The following is a 25,120-nucleotide window of genomic DNA, read 5'->3' as shown; positions in this document are numbered from 1 at the left end:
GGGCATACCACAAAACCCGTAGGAGCGAGGCTTGCCCGCGAAGGCGGCCGAACAGACGCCGCAAAATTATAAAGCCTGCCACCCACCCCCAAGCGCCTTGTACAACGCAATACTCGCCTGCAACCGCGACAACCGCAGCTGCACATTCAAATCCTGCGCCGCATACAAGGTGCGCTGCGTCTCCAGCACCGTCAGCAAATCCTCGGCCCCGGCCTCGTAACGACTTTGAGCAATATTGAAAGCGGTCTGCGCCTGGCTCAGTTCCTCACTTTGCCACTGCCGCTGTGCATCCAGCCCACGAATGCTGTTCAGCGCTTTCTCCACGTCGGCGAAACCATTGATGATTGCCCCGCGGTAGTTCTCCAGCAGTTCTTCCTGGCGCGCCGTGGCCTTGTCGCGCTCGGCGCTCAGGCGGCCGTTGTTGAACACCGGCGCGAGCAGCCCGGCGGTGAGGTTGTAGAACGGATTGCGCAGGATGTCCGCGGCGCGGTCGGCACCGGAGCCCAGTTCCGCGCTCAGGGTCACGGCAGGCAGCATGGCCGCGCGAGCGACGGTGACATCGGCTTGCGCGGCGGACAGTTGTGCTTCGGCCCGGGCGATGTCCGGGCGGCGGGTGAGCAACTCGCTGGGCACGCCGGCCGCGATGGTCGGCCATGACAGCTGATCAAAGCGTTCCGCGCCCAGACGCAATTGCTGAACCGGCTGGCCGAGCAGGGCGGCGAGGCTGATCAACGCGTCCTGGGCCTGTTGCTGTACCAGCGGCAATTGTCGCTGTTGTGCGGCGACCAGGCTCTTCTGCTGAGCCAGTTCCAGGGCGGTTGCCGAGCCCGAATCAAAACGGGTCTGTACCAGTGCCAGGACATTCTGTGCGTTGGCCAGGTTCAACTCGGCAATGCGACTCTGCTCGTGCAACGACAAGGTTTGCGCGTAGCTGTTGGCGACGCCGCTGAGCAGCGTCAACTCCACCGTCGCCTGATCGAATTCGCTGGCCTGCAAGCCGAACTGCGCACTGTCGCGGGAGGCGCGTTGGCCGCCCCAGAAATCGATTTCGTAACTGGCGCTGAGGTTGGCGTCGAAATAATCCACCGCCTTGTTGCTGCTGTCGGCGTCGAGTTGGCTGTAGCCATCGCCGCGCAGCAGTTTTTGCCGATTGGCATTCAGGGCGGTGGTCACCTCGGGCAGCAGCGAGCCGCCGGCAATCACCGTGTCCGCCTGCGCCTGGCGCACCCGGGCGATGGCGGCGGCCAGGTCGTAGCTGCCGACCCTGGCTTGCCCGATCAGGCGATCGAGCTGCGGGCTGCCGAATTGCGTCCACCATTGCAGGTTGCGCTGCGTGGCATCCTGCGTATGCGGCGACTGCCATGACGAAGGCGGCTGGATGTCGCTGTCCGGACGCTGGGCGGGACTGCCACAGGCGCCGAGCAACAGGCAAAGGGTCAGCAAACTCAGTTGCGGCTTCATGGAGAGATCATTCACTGGTAAGGGCCGTGACCGGGTCGAGCCGGGCAGCTTTGCGGGCCGGCATGAAGCCGAAGACAACACCGGTGACCAGGGCGCAGCCGAAGGCGCCGAGCACCGCTATCAAGGAGAACGCGACCGCGACTTCGCTGAGGATCAGCACGCCGCCGACGATCAGTGCCAGGGCAATCCCGGCGAGGCCACCGACCACTGAAAGCATCACCGCTTCGGTGAGGAACTGGCGCAGAATGTCGCGCTGGCGGGCGCCGGTGGCCATGCGGATGCCGATCTCGCGGGTCCGTTCGCGCACGGTCATGAGCATGATGTTCATCACCCCGATGCCACCCACCAACAGTGAAATCGCCGCAATCGAGCCGAGCATCAACGACAGGGTATTCTGCGTGCGCGCTTCGGCCTGGATCATCGCCGCGTTGTTGGTCAGCTCGAAATCCTTTTTGCCGTTGTGCAGGCGCAGCATCAACTGTTCGATGGCATGTTCCGTTTCCTTGACCTTGCGCGCATCGGCGGCGGCGATGGCCACGTATTCGGGGTTGTGGGTGCCGAACAGCCGCACACTGGCAGCGGAGTAGGGGATGGCGATGCGGTCGTCGCTGTCGGAGTCGCCGGAACTGGCGCCTTTTTCGGCCAGCACGCCGACCACCTGGAACGGCACGTTTTCGATCAGGATGTACTGGCCGATCGGGTTGGCGACGTCCTTGAGCAACTTGGTCCGGACCTTGTGCCCGATCACCGCCACCGCCGCGGCATTGCGTTCATCGGCTTCGGTGAAGTAGCTGCCTTCGACCACGGGCCAGTTGAAGATCGCCGGGAAGTTGGTGTCGTTGCCGCCGACGTAACTCAAGTGATCGAGGTTGCCGAAGCGCACCCCGGCTTCCTGGCCGTTGACCGGCATGATCCGTGTCACCTGCGGCAGGCTGGCCACCGCGGCGACGTCGTCCAGGGTGACGATGCCCAAGGGCGTGCGTGGGTTCGGTGACGAGCCGCTGAGGTAAATGATGTTGGAGCCAAACGCGCCCATCTGCGCCATCACTTGGCGCTTGCTGCCTTCACCGACCGCCAGCATCACCACCACCGACGCGACGCCGATGATGATCCCCAGTAACGTCAGCGCCGTGCGAAAGCGGTTGATCCACATCACCCGCCACGCCGCTTGCACCGCATCCACCAACTCGCCTTTCCAGGCGCCGGTGGCTTCGGCGCCCTCGGTCAGGCGCTTGCGCAGATCCACCGCTTGCAACGCGCCGGGATTGGCCGACCTCTGTGCGTCAGGGTTGTCCACGGCGCTGTCGCTGATGATCAGCCCGTCGCGGATTTCGATGATGCGCTTGGCCCGGGCCGCGACTTCGCGGTCGTGGGTGATGAGGATCACCACGTGACCCTGGCTCGCCAGCTCGTCGAGCAGGGTCATGACCTCGGCGCCGCTGTGGCTGTCGAGGGCGCCGGTGGGTTCGTCGGCGAGGATGATATGGCCGCCGTTCATCAAGGCGCGGGCAATGGACACCCGTTGTTGCTGGCCGCCGGAGAGTTGATGCGGACGATTGCCGGTGCGCGAGGCCAGCCCCAGGCGGTCCAGCAGGGCGGCGGCGCGGGCATGGCGTTCGGCCGCCGGAGTTCCGGCATAGATCGCCGGCATCTCGACGTTTTCCTGGGCCGAGCCGGACGGAATCAGGTGGTAGCCCTGGAACACAAAACCAAAGGCTTCACGTCGCAGCCAGGCCAGTTCGTCGCTGTCGAGTGCGGCGACGTTTTCCCCGGCGAAGCGGTATTCACCCGATGTGGGGCGGTCGAGGCAGCCGAGAATGTTCATCAGCGTCGACTTGCCGGAGCCGGACGCGCCGACGATCGCCACGAACTCCCCGGCATGGATCGACAGGTCGATGCCGCGCAACACGTGAACTTCAGGTGAATCGCCGCCGCCGTAGGCTTTGCGGATGTCCTGCAGGTCGATCAGGGGCGTCAGCATTCAGCCGCCACTCCCGTCGGCCGGACCGATCAGCAAGTGATCGCCTTCCTGCAAGCCCTCGAGGATCTGCACCCGCAGGCGATCGCTGATCCCGGTGCGAACGTCGCGTTGCTCGACGCGACCGTTTTCGGCGACGACCCGGGCGGTCTGGCTGTCCGCTTGCGTGCCGGCTTGCAGGGCCGCAATCGGCGCGGTGAGGACATTTTTCGCCTGATCGGCGACAAAGAATACTTGCGTGGTCATTTCCGCCATCAGTGCGTTGTCGGCGTTATCGACGTCGAGCAACACCGTGTACAGCACGACGCGGGCGCTGCCGCTTTTGCTCGAGCTGGCCGGGCTGCCGCCGCCCTGGCTGGTCTGGTCCAGCGGCTTGGGCGGCACCGGCAGGATTTGCCGCACGGTGCTGTTCCAGCGACGCTTGCCACCGCTGAGGGTGGTGAACCAGGCCGTCATGCCAGGCTTGACGTGACCGATGTCGGCTTCCGACACCTCGGCCCAGACCGTCATCGGTGACAACTTGGCGATGCGCAGGATCAGCGGCGTCTGTTGCTGGGCGTTGAGCGTCTGGCCGACCCGGGCGTCGAGGGCGACCACGGTGCCCGCCATCGGCGCGTAAATCCGCGTGTAACCGAGTTCGGCCTGATCGCTGCGCAGGCTGGCCTGGGCCTGGCGGATCTGCGCCTGGAACATATCGATGCGGGCCTGGGTGGCGCGCAGTTCGGCCTCGGCGGTCTGCACGTCTTCTTCCCGGGTGGCGCCCCCGGCCTTGAGGTTCTGCTGGCGCTGGTATTTCTGTCGCGCGAGGTCGTGCTGCGCCCGTTGCTCCTGCAGCTGCGCCTTGAGGTTTTCGATGGAAAAGCGCCCGGCGTCGAGTTTGGCCTGTTGCGTGGAGGGATCGATTTCCACCAGCAGTTCGCCTTCCTTGACCACGTCGCCGACTTCCACATGGATTTTCTGGATCTGCCCCGACGCCTGGGCGCCCACGTCGACGTAACGCCGAGGTTGCAGGGTGCCCAGGGCCGTGACGCTGCTTTCGATGTCGCCCCGAGTGACGGGCACGGTGGCGAACTGGTCGCGACCGGGCGGGATGAACTGCCAGGCGGCGACGGCGAAAACGGGGATCAGGCAAAGTGCTGCAAGCAGTGCGCGTCGGGTCTGTCGGGGGCGTTTCATGCAGGGTTCCGGCCAATGACTATCGGCCCGTCGCTCAGCCTGTGCAGGAAATCCGGCAACAGTTGAACGCTGTCGGGAAACCGACAGAGACGGGGAGCTGTCCTTTATACGAGAAATGCGACCGGGAATTTAGCCGCAGACACATAGCGTTACACCTATAGATCAAGACTATTTATCGGGCAAGACAAAGCAACACTTTAAATCTATATGAGAATTACTATAAATTACACGACTCAGATTGCCACTATCGTGCCACTGCCTGTTTTGGCGGTCGTCGCGGTGGCTCAAGGATAGAAACCGCGCGGGTGCGGCCGGGAGTCATGTTGGAAAACTACTATCGCGAGCTGGTGTGTTTCCTGAACGCCAAGCTGGGCAACCGTCAGGTGGCCGAGGATGTGGTGCATGACGCTTATCTGCGGGTACTGGAGCGTTCCAGCGACACGCCGATCGAACAGCCCAGGGCCTTCCTTTATCGCACCGCGCTCAATCTGGTGATCGATGACCATCGGCGCAATGCCCTGCGTCAGGCCGAGTCGCTGGACGTGCTCGACAACGAAGAGCGTTACTTCACACCATCCCCGCACATTTGCCTCGATCACGGCCAGCGCCTGGAAATGCTCCAGCGTGCACTGGCGGAGCTGCCGCGGCTGTGTCGCGAGAGCTTCCTGCTGCGCAAGATTGATGGTTTGTCCCACCCGCAAATCGCTGAACAGCTCGGCATTTCCCGTGCGCTGGTGGAAAAACACATCGTCAATGCGATGAAGCATTGTCGGGTACGGATGCGGCAATGGGATGCGCATTGATCGGTTCTGATTCATATTAAAACAGTATTAAATTTTGTTTCATTGTCCTCGTTCCATAGCAACAGACGATCTGCTGTCCTGCTCCAGGCCGGTCAGGTCACTTAGGCTTACGCCCCGTTGCTAGGGGGTTCATCCAGAGGACACTGGAAATGACACAGGCAATTGCATCGCCCATCGTTCACGACCTGATCGGCGTCGGCTTCGGCCCTTCGAACCTGGCGCTGGCCATCGCTCTGCAAGAGCGCGGGCCCGATCAGGGCGAACTGGATGTACTGTTTCTCGACAAGCAGGCGGACTACCGCTGGCATGGCAACACCCTGGTGACCCAGAGCGAGTTGCAGATTTCCTTCCTCAAAGACCTGGTGACCCTGCGCAACCCGACCAGTCCTTACTCGTTCGTCAATTACCTCAAGCACCACGGTCGCCTGGTGGACTTCATCAACCTCGGCACCTTTTATCCATGCCGCATGGAGTATAACGACTACCTGCGCTGGGTCGCCGGGCAGTTCGAAGCGCAGAGCCGCTACGGCGAAGAAGTGCTGACCATCGAGCCGGTGCTGCACAACCAGCAGGTCGAAGCGCTGCGGGTGATCTCCCGCGATACCCAGGGTCAGCAACACGTGCGCACCACTCGCTCGGTGGTAGTCAGCGCCGGCGGCACCCCGCGGATTCCCGAAGCGTTCAAGGCGCTCAAGAATGACGCTCGCGTGTTCCATCATTCGCAGTACCTGGCGCAGATGGCCAAGCAGCCCTGTGTGAACAACCAACCGATGAGCATCGCGATCATCGGCGGCGGACAGAGCGCGGCGGAAGCCTTCATCGACCTCAATGACAGCTTCCCGTCGGTGCAGGTGGACATGATCCTGCGCGGCTCGGCACTGAAGCCGGCCGATGACAGCCCGTTCGTCAACGAAGTGTTCTCGCCGGAGTTCACCGACCTGGTGTTCCAGCAGGCGAGCAGCGAGCGCGAGCGTCTGGTCAACGAGTACCACAACACCAACTATTCGGTGGTCGACATCGACCTGATCGAACGCATCTACGGCATCTTCTACCGGCAGAAAGTCTCGGGCATCGCTCGCCATGCCTTCCGCACCCTGACCACCGTCGAAAAAGCCACCGCCACCGAACGCGGCATCGAACTGGCCGTGCGCAACAACGCCACCGGTGAAGTCACGGTGCGTCATTACGATGCCGTGGTGCTCGCCACCGGTTACGAGCGCCAGACACACCGCAAGCTGTTGGCGCCGCTGGAACAGTACCTGGGTGATTTCGAAGTGGATCGCAACTACAAGCTGATCACCGACGAGCGCTGCAAGGCCGGCATTTACATGCAGGGCTTCTGCCAGGCCAGCCATGGCTTGAGCGATACCTTGCTGTCGATCCTGCCGATCCGTGCCGATGAGATTGCCGGTTCGTTGTATGACCACGGCAAGGCGCGTGGGCATGGGCGGTCGGTGATGGATCTGTTGCTCGCGACTGCCAGCTGATATTTGTAGCGCCTGTACGGCCGCCTTCGCGAGCAGGCTCGCTCCCACATTTGATCTCTGTCGTACACAAGTTCGGTGTTCACAGAACGATCCCCTGTGGGAGCGAGCCTGCTCGCGAATAGGCCTTCAAGCACACAAAAGTGTTGAACCCTGAACCCCTGCTTAAGACCCCGCAATTTCCCCTCCCCGCAATGCAGCATTTTCTCGCCAGCCGCAACCCACCCCATAACATTCACACATGACACCAGATGAGACGCTCCTGATTTTCGGAATAGTCCTACAGAAAGCTTGCCGGGTCTTCCGTAGCCTTGTGCCCTCACGAAACTCACACCCTGCCGGGGGCCTCTGTTGTCGAACAAAGCGTTACGTATCCTGATTGCCGACGAGCAGCATTTTCAGCGGATGAGAATCGAGCGCCTGTTCAACCGGCTCGACTACCACCGGGTGGCTCCGGTGCAAAGCCTGGCGGAACTGCTGACGCTGGTCGATTACAGTGGCACGCCATTCGATCTGGTGGTCATCAATGCCTCGTTGGCCGGCAGTGCGATGGACTTGCTCGATTTTTTCCTCGATCACCCGCAGGTCCGGTACGTCTTGATCTATGACGGCCAACAGGCGGATTTGCCGCCGATTCCGGCCTGCGGTCAGCAGAAGATTCACGTGAGCCATGGGTGGCTGCCTGATCTGGCGTGCATTGAGCGACTGATGGCGATCATTGATCCACAGCTACCGTTCGTCGGCACTGTCATTTCTGTCAGGTAGATTCACCCGAAATTCCATGCAACAGTCTCTGCGCAGCCGTTGTGTTTAACCCGGGCCTGGCCCAAGGGCATCGATTGCCCACTCGTAGTGCCTTTGCACAGGGAGTTGCCATGAAGTCAGCGAAGTCTGCGCTGATAGCGGACGATCATCCGGTGGTTCGTGCTGCAGTGAAAATCCTGCTCAAACTGGAGGGCTTTAAACAGATCTACGAGGTGTCCAACGGTAACGAAGTCTTGCCGATGATCCGCGAACATAAACCTGATCTGGTGGTGCAGGATCTGGTCATGCCCTCGCTGGACGGGCTTGAAGTGCTGGCACGAATCCAGGCCGGTGACGAGCCGTGCCGGGTCGTGGTGTTCACCTCCCAGGAAGGCCTGTTCTATCAGGATCGTTGCATGCGTGCCGGTGCTTCGGCGTTTGTGTCCAAGTCCAATGATCTGCAACATCTGCACAAGGCCGTGCAGGCCGTCATGGCCGGTTATAGCTATTTCGCCAGGCTGCCTTCGAGCTCGGTGTCGCTCAATACCTTGCAACGCAGCGAAAAAGACTTGATCGACAAGCTCTCCGACCGGGAACTGACGATCTTCCAGTATCTGGCCCGTGGCATGAGTAACAAGGCCATCGCCGAAATCATGAACCTGAGCCACAAGACCGTCAGCACCTACAAGACCCGTACGATAGAGAAGCTCAACGTGGAATCCCCGGTGCACCTGAGGGATTTCGCCCTGCGTAATCATCTGATCTGAATGAGGACCTTGTGGCGTGGGCGTAGCCTGGCAATCGTGCTGCTGGCAGGTTGTCTGTGGATATCGAGTGTCTGTGCGCAGCCGCAGACCCTGACATTGCTGGGGCGCTCCAGTGCCGAGGGCCATGCCTTGAAACTGGCAGAGACCGATTCACGCTGGCTGCGGCAAAAGGGGCGGTTGGTGCTCGCGGTTTCCGCACCGGATTATCCGCCTTTCGACATCACCACCACCGGCACTGACTACGAGGGGTTGACCGCTGACTATGCCGGTCTGCTGCAGCAGCTCCTGCACGTGGAGATCGATGTTCAGCGTTACGAATCGCGAAAGGACGCCGTGCGAGCAATCAAACAGGGCAGCGCGGATTTGCTTGGCACGGCCAACAGCTATGAGGCCGAAAACCAGGGGCTGCGCATGTCCAGTGCCTATGCCGTCGACCAACCGGTGCTGGTGACGCGTACCGGGTCGTCGCAGCCGCTGGACCCGGACCTGGCCGGCAAACGGCTGGCGACGCTTTACCACTATTTGCCTGAGCATAGGGTGCAGGCGTTCTATCCCAAGGCCGATGTTCAGTTATTTCCCTCGACGCTGAGTGCGGTGGGAGCCGTAGCGTTCCGGCAGGCGGATGTCTATCTGGGCGATGCGATCAGCGCCCATTACCTGATCAGCAAAAACTACCTGAACAATGTTCAGTTGGCCGACTTTTCACGCATGGAGCCCGGTCGGTTTGCGTTTGCGATGGCCCGCGACAATGAACAGTTGCATCGCATCGTCAACAAGGCGCTGGCGGCGGTGAGCACCAATGAACAAATGAACATCCTGCGTCGATGGGACGCCAGCGGGGCTTCCATCCCCGGTAGCCAACCGCTGCAATTGAGCGAAGCCGAGCAGCGTTGGCTCGATCGACATCCCCGAGCAAGCGTAGCGATGAACGAAAACATTCTGCCGATTTCTTTTATCGACAGGGATGGAGAGTTCCGCGGGATCAGCGCAGATGTTCTGGCCAAAATCAGTCTGCGCACCGGGTTGCAGTTCGATATACGGCCCGCCAGATCAATAGCCCAGATGTTGGAGTCGCTCAAGAACGGAGAGGTCGATCTGGTGGCGGGGATAAGCCCCAGTATCGAACGTGAGGCCGAGTTGCGCTTCACTCGGCCGTTTCTCACCAGCCCGAATGTGCTGGTGACCCGCCTGGGGCCGAACAATCCCAAGACCCTGGATGAAATGGCCGGAAAAACCCTGGCTGTCACCCAAGGCAACAGTGCCGGTGAATTCATTCGTCAGCATTTCCCGCAGATCAGGCTGGTCAATGCGCCCTTGACCGCGGATGCGATGGAAATGGTCGCCCGGGGCAAGGCTGACGGCGGCATCAACTCGTTGATCGCTGCCCGCTACATGATTTCCCGGCGATACCCGGATCAACTGAAGGTGACCAGCACCGTCGGTACCGATCCGGCCCGCAGCACCCTGGCGACCAGTCGCGAGGCCGTCGAGCTGCATTCGATCCTGGACAAGGCGCTGCTCAGTATCGCCCCCGACGAAATCGATGATCTGACCCTCTATTGGCGTAATGATCTGATGGTGGAGCAAAGCTTCTGGCTGCGCCATCGACAGAGCATTTTCCAGGCCTTTGCCGCTGCCGGCGCCTTGCTGGTGCTGGCCCTGGTCTGGATCGGTTACCAGCGTCGGCAGATCCGCCAACGCCAGCTGTTGCTCAGTCAACTGCAGGACGCCAAGGACGCCGCCGACGAGGCCAATCGTGCCAAGACCACCTTTCTGGCGACCATGAGCCATGAGATCCGCACGCCGATGAACGCGCTGATCGGCATGCTCGAATTGGCGCACAAGCAAGCGCAGGAGGGCGTTGCCGACCGTGCCGCGATAGAAGTGGCATCGGATGCCGGGCAACAATTATTGGCATTGATCGGCGACATTCTGGACATCGCCCGCATCGAATCCGGGCATTTGTCGCTGACCCCTGACCGAGCCAACCTGCGCATGCTGGTGGAGTCGGTGTGTCGGGTGTTCGAGGGCCTGGCCCGGCAGAAGAGCCTGGGGTGGCGAGTCGATCTGGATCCGCACAGCGACTGTGATGTGTTGGTCGACCCCACGCGCTTCAAGCAGGTGTTGTCCAATCTGTTGAGCAATGCCATCAAGTTCACCCCGGCAGGTGAAGTGAGCCTGACACTGCGGGTCGAGCCTGTCCTGTCGGGGCATCTGGCGGTCAATGTGCGCATCGAAGACAGCGGCATCGGCATCGGCACAGTGGATCAGCAGCGCTTGTTCAGTCCTTTCGTTCAGGCTGGCAACAGCCAGCAATCAGGCCGCAGTGGGTCCGGCCTGGGGCTGGTGATCAGCCGGTCTTTGTGCGAAATGATGGGGGGGCGCTTGCAGCTCGACAGTGTTCTGGGGCGCGGTACCCGAATCGATGTCAGCCTTGAATTGGTGGCGTTGCAACCGTTGCCTCGCAGCGACGTCCCCGCAGGCGACGTGCAGGTGCCCATCCGGTCGCTGGTGATCCTGGTGGTGGACGATTACCCAGCCAATCGATTGTTGCTGTCACGCCAGCTGAGCTTTCTGGGGCACCATGTTCTGGAGGCCGAGGACGGCGAGCGCGGCCTTGCGCAGTGGCGCGAACATGAGTTCGATCTGATCATCACGGACTGCAACATGCCGGTGCTCAGCGGTTATGAATTGGCCGGGGCCATACGCGATGAAGAGCGGCTGCAGGGATTGCAGCCGACGCCGATTCTGGGTTTTACCGCCAATGCGCAGCCCGAGGAAAAAATCCGCTGCGTCGAAGCGGGGATGGACGACTGCTTGTTCAAGCCGATCCGGCTGGCAGACCTGAGTGAATGGTTGGCATCGAGATTCGCCGGTGAATTGCCCTTGGCAATCGCAGCACCTGCCACCTCGGAAATGGACCTGATCGGCCTGGAACGTTACGTCGGGGCAGACCGAGAGCTGATCGATCAATTGCTGCAGGATCTGGCCGAGACTAACCGGCAGGACCGCGATCTGCTGCTGCAGCTGCACACCAGCGGTGACCTGCATCAATTGCAGACCCTGGCGCACCGCATCAAGGGCGGCGCGCTGATGGTTTGCGCGGTCGGTCTGATCCAGTGTTGCGAGCAGCTGGAGCGTGCCTGTGGCGAGGGCCGCGCAGCACTGATCGACGAGGCCGTCGATCAGTTGCAACAGGCCATGACGCGCCTGGATCTTCGTCTTGCACAGGGCTGACGTTTAGTCCCAGTTCGGGGCGATGCCTTTGGGACTGGTCAGCCGATGGCCGCGATCCAGGCCAGCGATCAGGGCCATGTCAGCGTCGCTCAATTTCATCGCGCAGGCTTTCAGGTTGCTGGCCAGATTGGCGCGTTTGGTGGACGAGGGAATCACGGCGTAACCCCGTTGCACGGCCCAGGCCAGGGTGACCTGTGCCGGTGTCGCCTGCAGGCGATCGGCGATCTGCTGGATGAGCGGGTCCTTGAGGACTTCCCCGTAAGCCAGGGTCATGTACGAGGTGATCCGGATGCCCTGGCTCTGCGCGAACTCGACGACCTTGCGGTTTTGCAGGTACGGATGCAATTCGATCTGGTTGGTCGCGATGTGCTCGGCACCGACCGCAGCGATCGCCTGTTGCATCAGGTCGACGGTGAAGTTGGACACACCGATCTGCCGGGTCAGGCCGAGCTTTTTCGCTTCAAGCAGGGCACCCATGAGTTCTGCCACCGGCACCTGGTCATCCGGCGACGGCCAGTGGATCAGGGTCAGGTCAAGGTAGTCGGTCTGCAGTTTTTGCAGGCTCTCTTTGAGGCTGTCGATCAGGCGGTCCCCGGCGAAATTGGCGACCCAGATCTTGCTGGTGATGAACAGTTCTTCACGAGCAATACCGCTGGCGGCAATGGCCTGGCCGACCTCGGCTTCGTTCTCGTAGATTTGCGCGGTATCGATGGCCCGGTAGCCGAGCTCAAGGCCAGTACTCACCGAATCGATGACCACCTGGCCTTGCAAACGAAACGTACCAAGACCGAATGCGGGAATAGACATCAATGACTCCAGGGTTGCAGTGGGAATGGGCACGAGTATCCCCGGCTGCATCCTTGAGAAAAACCGCTGGATCGGCAAAGCAATGTTTACCGCAAATCACGAATGGGGGCGACCTGGGTATTGAAAGTGTTTGTTCTGACGCTTTCGCCGGCAAGCCGGTCTCGCTCCCACATTTGATTTTTGTCGGACACCAAACCGGTGTTCACTGAAGATCTAATTGTGGGAGCGAGCCTGCTCGCGAAGGCCACGACTCGGTATTGGCACTTGGATTCAGGCATGTCCAGCGCGCGCCCGGCCGCAGCGAAACCGCGGTGCTCCACCACCTGGGTGAAGTAGTAGAGGGTGTTGAGGTCTTCCACCATCGTTCTCCATATAGAACGCTAAGGCTGAATCCATGCGACAGCGCTATGGCTGATCATCGCTGGGGTAGTGACCGAGGTGTGCGTGGCGTTCCCGGACTCTCGGCCCTGGCTGAAGGCTTCGATGTGTTTAAGGTTACTGATGCTTCCGGCACCTTCAACGAACTGACCCGCCAATCGGCCTGGGACCGCATGTCATCCTCCGGCGCGCAACTGATGACCTGGTTCGGCCTGGCCTGTGAGCTGCATAGCGACTGGCGCAACGACGTGGAAGGCCTGGGCACCTTGTTCTCCAACCACATCCCGGACTACCGCAACCTGATGACCAGCTACAGCACCCTGACCAACAGCAAATAACACTGACTACACAGACCCATTGTGGGAGCGAGACCGGCTTGCCGGCGAAGGCGGTAGAACAGACACATTTTCAGTGACTGTCAGACCGCTTTCGCCGGCAAGCCGGTCTCGCTCCCACAGGTTTTGTAGTGTTCTGACGGTATCAATTGCTCCTACACTTGTGCCCATCCGCACTTGCCTGGAGTTGCTTCATGCTGTCATTGCTCACCGATCACCCATTGGTCTGCGCCCTGGTCCTGATCCTGATCGATCTCGGCCTCTGGCGGTTGATCAGTGCCACCGGCAGCAACTGGAAACTGGTGGTGCGGCTGGTGATTTTCTCGCTGTTCAGCGTCGTGCTGTTCAACGAAGGCCTGAACCCGCTGGAGCCGGCGCCCTGGGCTGACAACATCCCGTTGCACCTGGCGGCGATCGGATTGCAGATCGGTTGGTGGCTGTTCGGCGCGCGAACCCTGACGGTGCTGATCGGCGCGCTGATGATGCAACGGGTCGGGCACACCGGGCGGTTGTTGCAGGATTTGCTCGGTGCGGTGATCTTCCTGATCGCTGTCATCGCCGCCCTGGCCTACGTGCTCGAACTCCCGGTCAAGGGCGTTCTGGCCACGTCCGGCGCGTTGGCGATCATCGTCGGCCTGGCGTTGCAAAGCACCCTCAGCGACGTGTTCTCCGGGATCGTCCTCAACACCACCAAACCCTATCAACTGGATGACTGGATCTCCATCGACGGCACCGAAGGCCGGGTCACCGACATCGACTGGCGCGCCACGCGCCTGCAAACCGCCCAGGGCAGCATGGCGGTCATTCCCAACTCGCTGGCGGCCAAGGCCAAGATCATCAACTTCAGCCGCCCGAGCGACATTTTCGGCGTCTCGATCAGCCTGCAACTGAGCCCCCACGCGCGTCCGAACACGGTGATCGAAGCCCTGGAACGGGCCATGCAGGGCTGCCGTCAGTTGTTGAGCAAACCGGCACCCAGCGTCTCGTTGAAGAGCTCCAGCAGCGCCGGCATGGAATACGAAATCAGCGGTTTCGTCGAGTCCATGGACCAGAAACGCATGGTGCGCAATCAGCTGTTCGACCTGGCGTTCCGACACTTGCACGCTTCCGGCGTCAGCCTATTGTCGAGCGTCGAATCGAATGCACCGGCCAACCTGTCTCGACCACGGGTATTACTGGACACCTCGAATATCTTCTCGACCCTGCGTCAGGAAGAGAAGGAAACCCTTAGCCAGAACATGACACTGCAAACCTTCCGCGCCGGGGAACTGATCCTGCCGGCAGGGGCGGTCAGCGATCATTTGATGATCATCGAATCCGGCGTGATCTCGGTGGAGCTGAGCCGTGGCGGCGTCAATTTCGAGTCCGGCCGCATGGGGCCGGGCGAGGTGATCGGCGAGGGCGGAATCTTGTCCGATACGGCGCTCCCGGCGCAATTCACCGCCAAGACGTTCTGCAGCCTGTACCGGATCGAGAAGGAATACCTCAAACCCTACCTGGACGCGCGGCATGACATCAGCGAGGCGATGAAGGCGTTGCTGGATTTCCGCTTGGACAAGGCCCGGACGCTGACCCAGGAAGTGCCTAAGGTCGCGCAGAAGAAGGGGTTCCTGCAGTGGTTGCGCAATCGAGCGTAGGGGGCGCAGTCGAGTGAGCCATCAGTTGGCGCCTGGCTCACGGTCATGGGCAATTGCCATCACCGCACCGCCCTCATTAGAGCGCGACTCATTATTGATAACTCGGCCTGGATATTTTGAGCCCGTCCATTGGCATCCTCGACTTCTCAATAATTGGCTATTTGCTGGCTGTCGGTGCGGGATTAACGTAGCTCCACACTTTGTGTAACTGGAGCCCACCATGCAACCTCGTATCGATTTCTATACCGCTTCCCCCGATGCCCTCAAAGCCATGATCGCGCTCGATACCGCAGTGTCGAAACTGCCGCTGGAAAAGCCGCTAATCGAACTGGTCAAGCTGCGTGCCTCGCAGATCAACGGCTGCGCCTTCTGCGTCGACATGCACACCGCCGACGCGCGCAAGGCCGGTGAAACCGAACGCCGGCTGTACGCGGTGTCGGTCTGGCGCGAAACGCCGTTCTTCACCCCCCGTGAACGCGCGGCACTGGCCTGGACCGAATCCCTGACGCAACTGTGCCTGACCCATGCGCCGGACGAAGACTATGAACTGGCCTCGGCCCAGTTCACCCCCAAGGAACTGGTCGACCTGACCGTGGCGATTGCCACCATCAACAGCTGGAACCGTCTGGCGGTAGGCTTCCGCAAGATGCCCAAGGAGTAACACCGAGGGTCAATGTGCATCCGCACTCGGCGCAGCCGGTGGTTGTACCTTGCGCATCAAGGGCACCATCGCCGTGGCGAGGACGAAGCCGACCATGATCATCAGGAACGCGTCGCCGTAGGTTTGCGTCTGGGCTTCGCGGTAGGTCAGCAGCCAGAGTTGACGCAGGCTGGCGGTGACGCCGACGTCGCCGCTCTGACCCAGGGCGGCGAAGTTGTTGCCGACCTGGGACAGCCACTGATTCAAGGCTTCGTTGCTGCTGTTGAGGTTTTCGGCCAGCCGGGTGAAGTGCAGGTTGGTGCGGTCATTGAGGATGGTCGCGCACGCGGCGATGCCGATGGCACCTCCAAGGTTGCGCATCAGGTTGAACAGTCCCGAGGCATGCTTGAGCCGCGACGGGGCCAGGCCGCCGAGGGTCAGGGTGACCGCGGGCGGTACCGCCAGTTGCTGGGCAATCCCGCGCAAGGCTTGCGGCAGCATCAGTTCTTTGGCCCCCCAGTCATGGGTGATCGGGCTGAAATCCCACATCGACAGGGCAAATAGCCCAAGGCCGGTCATCATGATCCAGCGCAGGTCGATACGGTTGGCCAGGAACGCATACAGCGGAATCGCCATGATCTGGAACACCCCGGTGGAGAAAACCGCCAGGCCAATGTCCAGCGCGCCATACCCACGCACCCGGCCGAGAAACAGCGGGGTCAGGTAAATGGTGGCGAACAGGCCGATACCGGTGACGAACGAGAAGAAACAGCCAAGGGCGAAGTTGCGGTCTTTCAAGGCGCGCAAATCGACGATCGGGTTGGCCACGTGCAGGGTGCGGCCGATGAACGCCAGGCCCGCCAGGCCGCTGATCCACGCGGTGGTGAGGATGGTGCTGTCGCTGAACCAGTTCCAGCGCGGGCCTTCTTCGAGGGTGTATTCCAGGCAGCCGAGAAACAGCGCCAGGAACAGCATGCTCAGGTAGTCGGCACCCTTGAGCAGCGACAGTTCCGGTTGGTCGATTTTCACCAGCATCGGCACCGCCACCGCAACAAAAATCCCCGGTACCAGGTTGATGTAGAACAGCCAGTGCCAGGACGAAATGTCGGTGATCCAGCCACCGATCACCGGCCCCAGGGTCGGTGCCAGTGAGGCCACCGCGCCGATGGTCGCTGCGGCGATCACCCGTTGTTTGCCGCTGAAGAAAATAAACGCGGTGGTGAATACCAACGGGATCATCGAACCGCCGAGAAACCCCTGCAGGGCACGAAAGGCGATCATGCTCTGGATGTTCCAGGCCGCGCCGCACAGCAGGCTGGCCAAGGTGAAACCCACCGCCGAGGCGCAGAACAACCAACGGGTCGAGAACACCCGGGACAACCAGCCAGACAGCGGAATCACGATGATTTCGGCGATCAGGTAACTGGTCTGCACCCACGCGGTTTCGTCGGTGCCGGCCGAAAGTCCGCCGCCGATGTCGCGCAACGAGGCGGAGACGATCTGGATATCCAGCAGGGCGATGAACATACCGATGCACATGCTGGCGAAGGCGAAGACCTTGGTCGCCGTCGTCATGTTCGCGGCATTGAACGGTGCCGCGGGGGCGGCGAGGGCGCGGCTCATGGAACGTTGGCCACGGCAGGGCTTTCAGGCGTCGTGCGGGTGTCCACTTCAGCGGTCACCGACAGCCCGGGACGCAGGTGGCCGAGCACGCCGTCGGCCGGGTCGAGCAGGATCCGCACCGGCACCCGCTGCACGATCTTGGTGAAGTTGCCGGTGGCGTTTTCCGGTGGCAGCACGCTGAATTGCGAACCGCTGGCCGGGGCGAGACTGTCCAGATGGCCGTGGAATTCCTGTCCCGGGAGCACGTCGGCATGGATGATCACTCGCTGGCCCGGCGTCATGCGCGCCAGTTGATCTTCCTTGAAGTTGGCGTCGACCCACAACCCGCGTGCCGGCACCACCGACAGCTGTTGCGAACCGGCCTGGGCATAAGCGCCGGTCCGTGCCCGTCGATTACCGATCACGCCATCAATCGGCGCGCGCAGCTCGGTGTAGCCGACGTTCAACTGCGCCAGGTCACGCTCGGCCCGGGCCTGCATCAACGCTGCCCGGGCTTGTTGTTTCTGGGTTTCGATCACCGCCAACTGGCGTTGTGCGGCCAGCAGTTCGGCCTGGGCCCGGGCACTCAAGGCCTGGGCTGTCTTGAAGGTAGCGTCGGCACGCTGGGCACTTTCCACCGAGACGGCATTGCTGCTCACCAGACGCTTGTAGCGCGTGTTGTCATCCCGTGAACGAGCCGTCTCGGCGCCGGCGGCATCGATCCCGGCGCGAGCCTGGCCGATCACCGCGTGTTGCAGTTGTTCGGTGGCGTCGAGGTTGGCGAGTAAAGCTTGCTCGGCAGCCACCGCACCTTCGGCCTTGGCGAGGTTGGCGCGGTAGTCACGGGAATCGAGCCGAATCAGCACATCACCGGCCTTGACCTTCTGGTTGTCGGTGACCAGCACTTCTTCGATATAGCCTGCAACCTTTGGCCCGATCACCGTCACGTCGCCGCCGATGTAGGCGTCGTCGGTTTCTTCGATGAAGCGGCCTGCAGTCCACCAGTGCATCGCGTACAGCCCGGCGAATATCAGGGCCGCCAGGGCAGGAGTCAGCAGCAACAGCTGTTTGAGCAGGGCGCGCCTGGGGGATATCACGGGGACCGCAAGGTCGGGGCTGGGCATGCTGGTCATGGTGGATGGCCTGGGTAGCGGGTTGTTATTACGATCATAATATGACGTATGTAATATTTCGTTGCAATTGATTTTTTCAACCGGTCGTCCAGTCGGAAGTAGGACGCGGGACAGTGCTAAAAAGCTGGAGTGTAGGAAGCGGTAACCAGAGATGTAGGAAGTCAGTAATTAGTTGCTCAAAAAAGTAGGAATCGACAAGTAATAAATTAAATAAGGATGTAGGGCGCAGGAAGTTGCAAGTAAGAGCGGTCAGGTGAAAGTAGGGCGCCAGTTATACGATTATATTGAAGATGTTTAAGCGTTTTAATCGGCGTATTGCATAAACATGTCCCATGCGCCAACTATTAAACGCATAGACGAAACGGCATAGCGCCCTTTCAAGAACGCCAGGAAGTCAGGTGCCGAATAGTATTCGCGTTGTACCTCGTCATCCCAAAACTCGCTCGCCCTTGTCGGCCTTGTTGCTGGGTTTGAGTATTTCACCGCTGTATGCCGCCGAGTCTTCCGCGCCCGGACAGGAAGGTTTACGCCAACAACAACAGCAACAACGAGACCTGCAACAGATACAACTGGAGCAACGCCGGCGACAACTTGAGCGCGGCAGTTTTGGTGGTGCGCCGTCCGCGCCACAGACATCCGACACAATGGCGGTCGATGAGCGATGCTGGTCCATCAACGGAGTGCGCATTGGTGGCGTCACGCTGATCAATCGCAAGACGCTCAACCAGCGCATCACCCCGAAATTGTCGCCGTGCATGGGCGTAAACCAGATCAACCAGGTACTGGCGACCATTACCGAGCTCTATGTAAAGGCGGGTTACATTGCCAGTCGGCCCTACCTCAGTACGACCCCAGAGACCGGGCAGTCGCTGGATATCCTGGTCGATGAAGGCTACGTCGAGTCCATCGAACTGGCCGACCAGAACCTTCCCGTTGCCCTTGGTGGAGCGTTTCCGGGAATGCTCGGCAAGGCGCTGAACCTGCGGGACCTGGAACAGGGTCTTGATCAATTGAATCGCCTGCGCTCCGTGGACCTGAGCGCCGACATCGCCCCCGGCAGCGAGCCTGGCGCCTCGCGGATCATCTTGCGCTCGCGCACCCGTGATCAATCGCGCTGGGCGTTGAACCTGGGCCTGGACAATCTCGGCAGCGCCAGCACCGGGCGCGATCGTAATTCGCTCAATCTTGGACTGGACTCGCCGCTGCAAATCAATGATGTGCTTCATTTCGGCTTCAGCGACACCGTCAATCAGGGTGATCGCTACAGCCGCAGCGCCAGCCTGTATTACGCCATTCCCTACGGTTACTGGACCTGGAGCGTGTTGGCCAGCCATGCCGAATACCGTGCACCGTTGAAACTGAGCAACCTGACGTTGTACAGCACCGGCACGACCGATCAGCTCAGCCTGCGCGCCGATCGGGTGTTATGGCGCGGCCAGGGCCATCAACTCAGCGCCAACCTGCAACTGTCCCACAAGGATGTCGACAGCTACTTCGACATTTTGCACCTGTCGATTCAGAGCCCGACCCTGACCGTGGCCGAAGCCGGGCTGAATCTGTTCTGGCTCGACAGTGCGGTGTGGAACCTGGACGTGAATTACGCCCAGGGCCTGCGGTGGTTTGGCGCGGACGATGATGCCGGGCGTTGGTTAATCCGTCAGCCCAAGGCGCAGTTTCGCAAGTACCGCGCCAGCCTCGGTCAGTGGCGCAACGGCCGCTTTGGCCAGCAGGCCTGGCAATGGCAAAGCCAGCTCAACGTGCAATACAGCCCTGACCCATTGCCGGCCATCGAGCAACTGCTGGCCACCGACGATTCGGCAGTGCGCGGATTTCGCATCAACAGCGCGTCCGGTGCCAGCGGGGCTGTCTGGCGCAACACCCTGCGCCTGCCATTGCGCAGCGACTTGCCGATGCAGATCACCCCGCGCCTGGGGCTGGACAGCGGTGTGGTCCAGGCCGATCGCGGTGCCCCGAGTCAACGCCTGAGTGGGGGCAGCGTCGGGGTCAACCTGAGCTGGAAAAGCCTGCAAGTCGACCTCGATTACCAACGCAGCTTCAGCCTGCCCAGCCATTTCAAGCACGAGCCACCGACCTGGCTGATGCGCGTCGGCTTGCAGCTATGAACCTGACAAAACTGCCGATGGTGCTGTGCGCGCCAGCCACGGCAGTCCTTCCAGCGCGCCGTGATACTGCACTTGAATTGAGAGGTTTTTATGTCAGCAAAACCCTTTGCGTTCCATCTCGCCCCCGGCGGCAAATTGCGCTGGGCGATTGCCAGCCTGTTTTTCATCGCGCCAATGCCAAGCGCCCTGGCGACGGGGGTCGTGGTTGCGCCCGGGCCCGGCGGCACCGCGCAATTGCAAACCCGGGACGGTGTGCCCATCGTCAATATCGTTGCGCCCAACGGCTCCGGCCTGTCCCATAACCAGTTTCTCGACTACAACGTCGACCGCCAGGGCCTGGTCCTGAACAACGCCCTGCAAGCCGGGCAGTCGCAACTCGCCGGGGAACTGGCCGCCAACCCGCAGTTCCAGGGGCAGGCGGCGAGCGTGATCCTCAACGAAGTGATCAGCCGCAACGCCTCGGCGATCAATGGCATCCAGGAAATCTTCGGCCGTGGCGCCGATTACGTCCTGGCCAACCCCAACGGCATTTCGCTCAATGGCGCAGGGTTCATCAACACGCCAAACGCCAGTCTCGTGGTCGGGCGCCCCGAGCTGAACGAAGGCAAGCTGCACGCCCTGAGCACCCGCGATGCCACGGGTGAGCTGAGCATTCGGGGCGCGGGCCTGCAGAACAGCGAAGGCTCGATCAACCTGATCGCTCCGCGTATCGACAGCGACGGCAAGCTTGGCGCCCGCGATGACTTGAACCTCACGGTCGGGCGCAATTCAGTGGACTACGCCAGCGGGCAGGTGCGGGAGGTCGACCCGAGCGGTCACAGCAGCGACGGCCGCATCGACGCTCGCCTGTTCGGCGCCATGCAGGCCGGGCGCATCAACATCATCAGCACCGCAGAAGGCGCGGGCGTGCGGGTCGGTCCGGTGCAGGTTGCCGGTCGCGACGGTGTGCAGATCCGTTCAGCCGGCGATCTGGTCATCAGCGGCGGGCCCGCATCGGACAGCCTCGAGGTCATACGCGCCGGCGTGCATAGCAGCCAGGGCGATGTCGGTTTGCACAGTGGAAAGGACCTGACCCTGGCGGCCGCCGATGTCAGTGGTCGTGACGTCAAGGTCGGTGCCGGGCGCAACCTGAACCTGACGACCGTAGAAAGCCGCAAGCTGCGGGAAAAACGCGATAGCTGGAGCAAGGACACCCTCGGTATCACCTGGGAAACCTACGAGCAGACCCGGACCGAGGGCGATTCGCGGCAGCACGGCAGTCAGATCATGGCCCGCCGTGACGTTGATCTGTCCTCGGGCGGCGATACCGAACTCAAGGCCGCGCGGGTCGAGGCGGCGAAGGATCTCAGGGTGCAGAGCGGTGGCGATCTTCGCCTCACGGCGGCCATCGAAAGTAAAACCAGCACCGATCAGGGCAAACACCGCAAACACCTGTGGAAAGAAAGCTGGGACAGCCGCAGTGAAGAGCAACGCAGCGTCACCACTCAATTGAAGGGCGACAACATCGCGTTGACCGCGGCCGGATTGCTGCGCTCCGAAGGCGCAGAAGTGACCAGCAAGCACGATACCCTGCTCGCCGCCAAACAGGTGGACATCACTACCGCCACCCGCACCGAGTTCAAGCGCGACGACCGCTACTCCGGCGATCTGGTCGGCGGCGGGTTCTTTGGCAAGACCGGCGATACGGATCAGGGCAAAACCCTGCATCAGGGCAGTGCGATCAATGCCGCCGGCAAACTGGTCGTCAAGGCTGACGGCGACGTGCGCATCAGCGGTAGCCAGGTGCGCGGCACTACGGAGTCCAGCGTCATCACTGAAAAGGGTTCACTGATCATCGATGGCGTGCAGGACAAGTCCCACGTCAAAAACCACGACAAGGACAGCAAATTCTTCGGCATCAGCAAAAATGAAACTCGCGAAAACACCCGTGACAGCACCACGGTGCGCAGCGAGTTGACGTCGGACACCAACCTCACCCTCAAGAGCGCCAGGGACATCGAAGTGGCGGGCTCCACGGTCAAGGCGGGCGGTACGCTCAAAGCAGATGCGGCGGGAGATGTGAATGTGCATTCGGCGCAGGACACCCACGATAGCAGCACAACCACTGCCAGCCGCGGCCTGGATGCCTACGCCAAGGAGAACGCGCCGGCTGCCGGCCAGTACAGCGCAGGCGTGCGTTATGAAGACAAGACGCAAACCCTGACCGACAACGAAGTGCGCCAGCAAGGCTCCAGCCTCGCCGGGTCTGAGGTGCAATTGACGGCAGGTGGCGACCTGACGCTCAAGGGTGCCGATGTCACGGCCACCGCGGGCGATACGTCCCTGACGGGCAAAACCGTGGCACTGCTGGCCGAGCAGGACAGTCAACACACCTCGACGGACCGGCGCAGCACCAGCGGGGGTTTCAACTACACCGGCGGCCTTGATCGGATAGGCAGTGGCCTGGACTTCGCGAATTCGACGTCCCGGGACACCCGCGACACCACCACTGCCCAAACCAGCAAGGTCCAGAGCAGCGGTAACCTGAACATCAATGCCGACAAGCTGATTACTGAAGGGGCGCAAGTCAGGGCTGGCAAAGGCCTGGTGGTCGACGCCGGTGAAATCGACAACCGGGTGGCGCAGGACACGGACAGCAGTACACACAAGGAAAACAACTGGCAGGCAGGCATCGGCATCGATCTTGCGTACAAGGACATCACCCGTCCCATCGCCGACGCCGTCAAAAGCGCCATCGATGCAAAAGTCCCGGACGTGGGTGCATTGGGCAAGCTCGGTCAGCCTGATATCGGGGTCAGCGTCGCCATCGCTCATCAAAATGCCGACCGCCAGGTGCGCAACGGCAGCGATGTGGTCAGCCAGTTCAAGGGCGGCACGGTAGACGTCAAGGTCGCCGGCACGTTGCAGGACCAGGGCACCCGGTACGAAGCCAGCGCCGGAAAGGTCAACATCAGTGCCGACCGGTTGATCGCCAACGCCGCCAGCATCACCCATGGCAGCACCGATCAGGCGCTGGACGCCAAGGTTGACGTACGGGTCTACACCAAGACCGGGCAAGACCTGAACGTGGCCGGCAGCGGTGAGGGTGGCAGCCGTCGGGCGCAGCAGAACACGTCCACCGCTGTGGTCGGCAGTTACGCCGCCAGCCATGGGGTGAACATCAACCTGGGGGGCGACGGGCAGTTCGAGGGCAGCCGGTTCGAGGGCGGGGAGGGTGGCGTGACGATCAAGGCCGGTGGCGCACTGGCGTTGAATCAGGCCAACGACCGTCAGGACAGCGACACGTCCAGCCTGCGCGGCAAAGCCTCGCTGAAAGTCGGCACCATGCCTGGCACAAACGGCACCAATATCGATCTCGGCGCCGGTTTGCAGCTCGATCACAAAGGCAGCCAGACCCGGGACAGTCAGGCCCAGGTCGCCGATATTCAGGGTCAAGGCCCGGTACAACTGAGCAGCGGCGGCGATCTGGTGCTGCAAGGGACCAGAATCGACATACCGGGCGCGATAGACCTCAAGGCCGGCGGCAAACTCGATCTGCAAGCGGCCACCGACACCCATCTTGTCAAGGGCAGCAATCTGGGCGGCGGCCTGGATCTGGGCGGCGGTAAAACCAGCACAGAGAAAAGCGCCGACAAGAGCGGCACCCTCGGCATCAACGTCAATGCCGGTCGGGTTGATGAGTCGGCGCAGACCTTGGCGGGCGTCCAGCTCAAGAGCCAGGACAGGATCGGTCTCAGCGGCGATTCGATCCACCTGCAAGGCACCCGGGCGAGCGCCCCCGACGTGCGTCTCGATGCACAGAAGGGCGGGATCCAGGTGCAATCCGCCCAGTCCACGCAGAACCGCAACAGCTTGAGTCTTGAGCTCAAGGCCGGGGGCAACCTGGGCAGCAGCACACCCATCGCCACCGAAGACGTCGCCACCAATGACTACGGGTTGAATGCCGGAGCCAAGGCCGGGGTTGATTACCTGGAAGGCACGACTGAGCAGAACAGCCAGATCACCGCGGGCAATGTCCAACTTGACAGCGCGGGCGATGTGCAATTGGCGGGCGCGCGGATCGATGCCGGGAAGGTCAGTGGCACGGTCGCAGGCAATCTGGGCGTCGAAAGCCGTAAGGACAACCAGACCACGGTGAAGGCTGATCTTGACCTGGGGCTGACCGGCAAAAAAGCGGCGCCGGTCGACCAGGACAAACTGGCGACAAATACCGGGCTCAAAGCCATGGATTACAAGCCGACGCTCAAGTTCGACGGTAACTATGCGTACAAGGACAGCGTGAGCCAGGCTTCCGGCATCAGCGGTACACAGGGCGTGAATCTCAAGGTCGGCGGCACCACGCAACTGACGGGAGCACGGATTGCGTCAGCTGAAGGCCGTGTCGATCTGGGTGGCTCGGGGGTCAATGCCACGACCTTGAGCGGCCTCGATTACAGTGTCAGGGGTGGACTCGATCTGCCGCAGAAACCGGCCACCGCGGGCGGTAAAACCGAGGCTTCGATTCCGGGTGAGCGCAGTATCAAAGTCGGGCCCGCGACCATTGGCGGTCGTACCGACCGGCAATCGTTGAAAGCCGGGATTGACGAGAACGCGGGTTAAACAAGCACCGTGCAACCCCCGAACAGGGTCCTGATGACCCCAGGTTGTCATTCTGACCCTGTTCTGGGGGGTGTCCATTAGGATTATTAAAAGGGTCCAGTTCGGCGGTGCAATCGCGTGATGCGTCCCATGGGTCGCTGCTGTCGGAGCGCCCGTTTACCGTATAGGCCATTGACAGGGTGGGGTGCCGGTCTGGAATCCATTGCGTCCGGTTAA

15 protein-coding genes and 2 pseudogenes are annotated in these 25,120 nt (G+C 61.5%); 10 read left to right on the top strand and 7 right to left on the bottom strand.

The window, feature by feature from the left end; genetic code table 11:
• Window positions 1–66: 66 nt before the first annotated feature.
• The 3 genes from ACA041_RS21880 to ACA041_RS21870 are packed head-to-tail and all read right to left on the bottom strand — an operon-like array spanning window position 67 to window position 4,615.
• Window positions 67–1,461: an efflux transporter outer membrane subunit gene (locus ACA041_RS21880; protein WP_497437499.1), complete on the bottom strand. Its 1,395-nt coding sequence runs from the start codon at window positions 1,459–1,461 to the stop codon at window positions 67–69.
• 7 nt (window positions 1,462–1,468) lie between these two features.
• The gene (locus tag ACA041_RS21875) at window positions 1,469–3,442 is read right to left on the bottom strand and encodes a MacB family efflux pump subunit (protein WP_497437496.1); all 1,974 of its coding nucleotides are present in this window, start codon (window positions 3,440–3,442) and stop codon (window positions 1,469–1,471) included.
• On the bottom strand, window positions 3,443–4,615 hold the full coding sequence (locus ACA041_RS21870; protein ID WP_497437494.1) for an efflux RND transporter periplasmic adaptor subunit: 1,173 nt from the start codon (window positions 4,613–4,615) through the stop codon (window positions 3,443–3,445). It lies immediately after the preceding gene.
• A 320-nt stretch (window positions 4,616–4,935) separates the two neighbouring features.
• Between ACA041_RS21870 and ACA041_RS21865 the strand changes: the two genes are divergently transcribed.
• From ACA041_RS21865 to ACA041_RS21845, 5 genes are all read left to right on the top strand, one after another.
• Window positions 4,936–5,418, top strand: a complete 483-nt coding sequence (locus tag ACA041_RS21865) for a sigma-70 family RNA polymerase sigma factor (protein ID WP_497437492.1) — start codon at window positions 4,936–4,938, stop codon at window positions 5,416–5,418.
• 149 nt (window positions 5,419–5,567) lie between these two features.
• Window positions 5,568–6,905: a lysine N(6)-hydroxylase/L-ornithine N(5)-oxygenase family protein gene (locus tag ACA041_RS21860; protein WP_497437487.1), complete on the top strand. Its 1,338-nt coding sequence runs from the start codon at window positions 5,568–5,570 to the stop codon at window positions 6,903–6,905.
• Window positions 6,906–7,253: 348 nt separating this feature from the next.
• Entirely contained in the window at window positions 7,254–7,667 is a 414-nt protein-coding gene (locus tag ACA041_RS21855) for a response regulator (RefSeq protein WP_497437481.1), read from the top strand.
• A gap of 110 nt (window positions 7,668–7,777) precedes the next feature.
• Entirely contained in the window at window positions 7,778–8,413 is a 636-nt protein-coding gene (locus ACA041_RS21850) for a response regulator (RefSeq protein ID WP_497437476.1), read from the top strand.
• The gene (locus ACA041_RS21845) at window positions 8,414–11,650 is read left to right on the top strand and encodes a transporter substrate-binding domain-containing protein (RefSeq protein ID WP_497437472.1); all 3,237 of its coding nucleotides are present in this window, start codon (window positions 8,414–8,416) and stop codon (window positions 11,648–11,650) included. It begins immediately after the preceding gene.
• A 3-nt stretch (window positions 11,651–11,653) separates the two neighbouring features.
• Here the strand turns inward: ACA041_RS21845 and dkgB are convergent, their stop codons facing one another.
• Entirely contained in the window at window positions 11,654–12,457 is an 804-nt protein-coding gene (dkgB, locus tag ACA041_RS21840; RefSeq protein WP_497437469.1) for a 2,5-didehydrogluconate reductase DkgB, read from the bottom strand.
• Window positions 12,458–12,713: 256 nt separating this feature from the next.
• Window positions 12,714–12,819, bottom strand: a pseudogene (locus ACA041_RS21835) (LysR family transcriptional regulator); the annotation flags it as partial.
• Window positions 12,820–12,868: 49 nt separating this feature from the next.
• Here ACA041_RS21835 and ACA041_RS21830 point away from each other — a divergent pair.
• The 3 genes and pseudogenes from ACA041_RS21830 to ACA041_RS21820 all read left to right on the top strand — a co-directional run.
• A pseudogene (locus tag ACA041_RS21830) lies at window positions 12,869–13,173 on the top strand (isochorismatase family protein); the annotation flags it as partial.
• A gap of 191 nt (window positions 13,174–13,364) precedes the next feature.
• Window positions 13,365–14,807 carry a mechanosensitive ion channel domain-containing protein gene (locus ACA041_RS21825; RefSeq protein WP_497437464.1) on the top strand — a complete coding sequence of 481 codons (1,443 nt, stop codon included), beginning with the start codon at window positions 13,365–13,367 and terminating at the stop codon, window positions 14,805–14,807.
• Between the two features lie 220 nt (window positions 14,808–15,027).
• Window positions 15,028–15,468, top strand: coding sequence for a carboxymuconolactone decarboxylase family protein (locus ACA041_RS21820; RefSeq protein ID WP_497437461.1), 441 nt, complete (start codon window positions 15,028–15,030; stop codon window positions 15,466–15,468).
• A 9-nt stretch (window positions 15,469–15,477) separates the two neighbouring features.
• On the opposite strand, the gene ACA041_RS21815 is transcribed toward ACA041_RS21820, so the two are convergent.
• Window positions 15,478–17,070: a DHA2 family efflux MFS transporter permease subunit gene (locus ACA041_RS21815; protein ID WP_497437457.1), complete on the bottom strand. Its 1,593-nt coding sequence runs from the start codon at window positions 17,068–17,070 to the stop codon at window positions 15,478–15,480.
• Window positions 17,067–18,182 (bottom strand): HlyD family secretion protein, encoded by a 1,116-nt coding sequence (locus tag ACA041_RS21810; RefSeq protein WP_497437453.1) that lies wholly within the window; start codon window positions 18,180–18,182, stop codon window positions 17,067–17,069. Before ACA041_RS21810 ends, ACA041_RS21815 begins: the two co-directional genes overlap by 4 nt.
• Window positions 18,183–18,580: 398 nt before the next feature.
• Between ACA041_RS21810 and ACA041_RS21805 the strand changes: the two genes are divergently transcribed.
• A complete protein-coding gene (locus ACA041_RS21805) occupies window positions 18,581–20,305 on the top strand; it encodes a ShlB/FhaC/HecB family hemolysin secretion/activation protein (RefSeq protein ID WP_497437449.1) in 1,725 nt (574 codons plus the stop codon).
• 90 nt (window positions 20,306–20,395) lie between these two features.
• On the top strand, window positions 20,396–24,904 hold the full coding sequence (locus ACA041_RS21800) for a hemagglutinin repeat-containing protein (RefSeq protein WP_497437444.1): 4,509 nt from the start codon (window positions 20,396–20,398) through the stop codon (window positions 24,902–24,904).
• Window positions 24,905–25,120 lie beyond the last annotated feature (216 nt).

It is taken from the genome of Pseudomonas sp. LBUM1676, assembly GCF_059695605.1.
Note: the sequence above shows the minus strand (reverse complement) of the source record. Positions and strands in the feature narration are given on the sequence as shown.

Coding starts and splice junctions, on each gene's coding strand:
- ACA041_RS21880 (WP_497437499.1), bottom strand. CDS start 1,461: ATGAAGCCGCAACTGAGTTTGCTGACCCTTTGCCTGTTGCTCGGCGCC.
- ACA041_RS21875 (WP_497437496.1), bottom strand. CDS start 3,442: ATGCTGACGCCCCTGATCGACCTGCAGGACATCCGCAAAGCCTACGGC.
- ACA041_RS21870 (WP_497437494.1), bottom strand. CDS start 4,615: ATGAAACGCCCCCGACAGACCCGACGCGCACTGCTTGCAGCACTTTGC.
- ACA041_RS21865 (WP_497437492.1), top strand. CDS start 4,936: ATGTTGGAAAACTACTATCGCGAGCTGGTGTGTTTCCTGAACGCCAAG.
- ACA041_RS21860 (WP_497437487.1), top strand. CDS start 5,568: ATGACACAGGCAATTGCATCGCCCATCGTTCACGACCTGATCGGCGTC.
- ACA041_RS21850 (WP_497437476.1), top strand. CDS start 7,778: ATGAAGTCAGCGAAGTCTGCGCTGATAGCGGACGATCATCCGGTGGTT.
- ACA041_RS21845 (WP_497437472.1), top strand. CDS start 8,414: ATGAGGACCTTGTGGCGTGGGCGTAGCCTGGCAATCGTGCTGCTGGCA.
- dkgB (WP_497437469.1), bottom strand. CDS start 12,457: ATGTCTATTCCCGCATTCGGTCTTGGTACGTTTCGTTTGCAAGGCCAG.
- ACA041_RS21825 (WP_497437464.1), top strand. CDS start 13,365: ATGCTGTCATTGCTCACCGATCACCCATTGGTCTGCGCCCTGGTCCTG.
- ACA041_RS21820 (WP_497437461.1), top strand. CDS start 15,028: ATGCAACCTCGTATCGATTTCTATACCGCTTCCCCCGATGCCCTCAAA.
- ACA041_RS21815 (WP_497437457.1), bottom strand. CDS start 17,070: ATGAGCCGCGCCCTCGCCGCCCCCGCGGCACCGTTCAATGCCGCGAAC.
- ACA041_RS21810 (WP_497437453.1), bottom strand. CDS start 18,182: ATGACCAGCATGCCCAGCCCCGACCTTGCGGTCCCCGTGATATCCCCC.
- ACA041_RS21800 (WP_497437444.1), top strand. CDS start 20,396: ATGTCAGCAAAACCCTTTGCGTTCCATCTCGCCCCCGGCGGCAAATTG.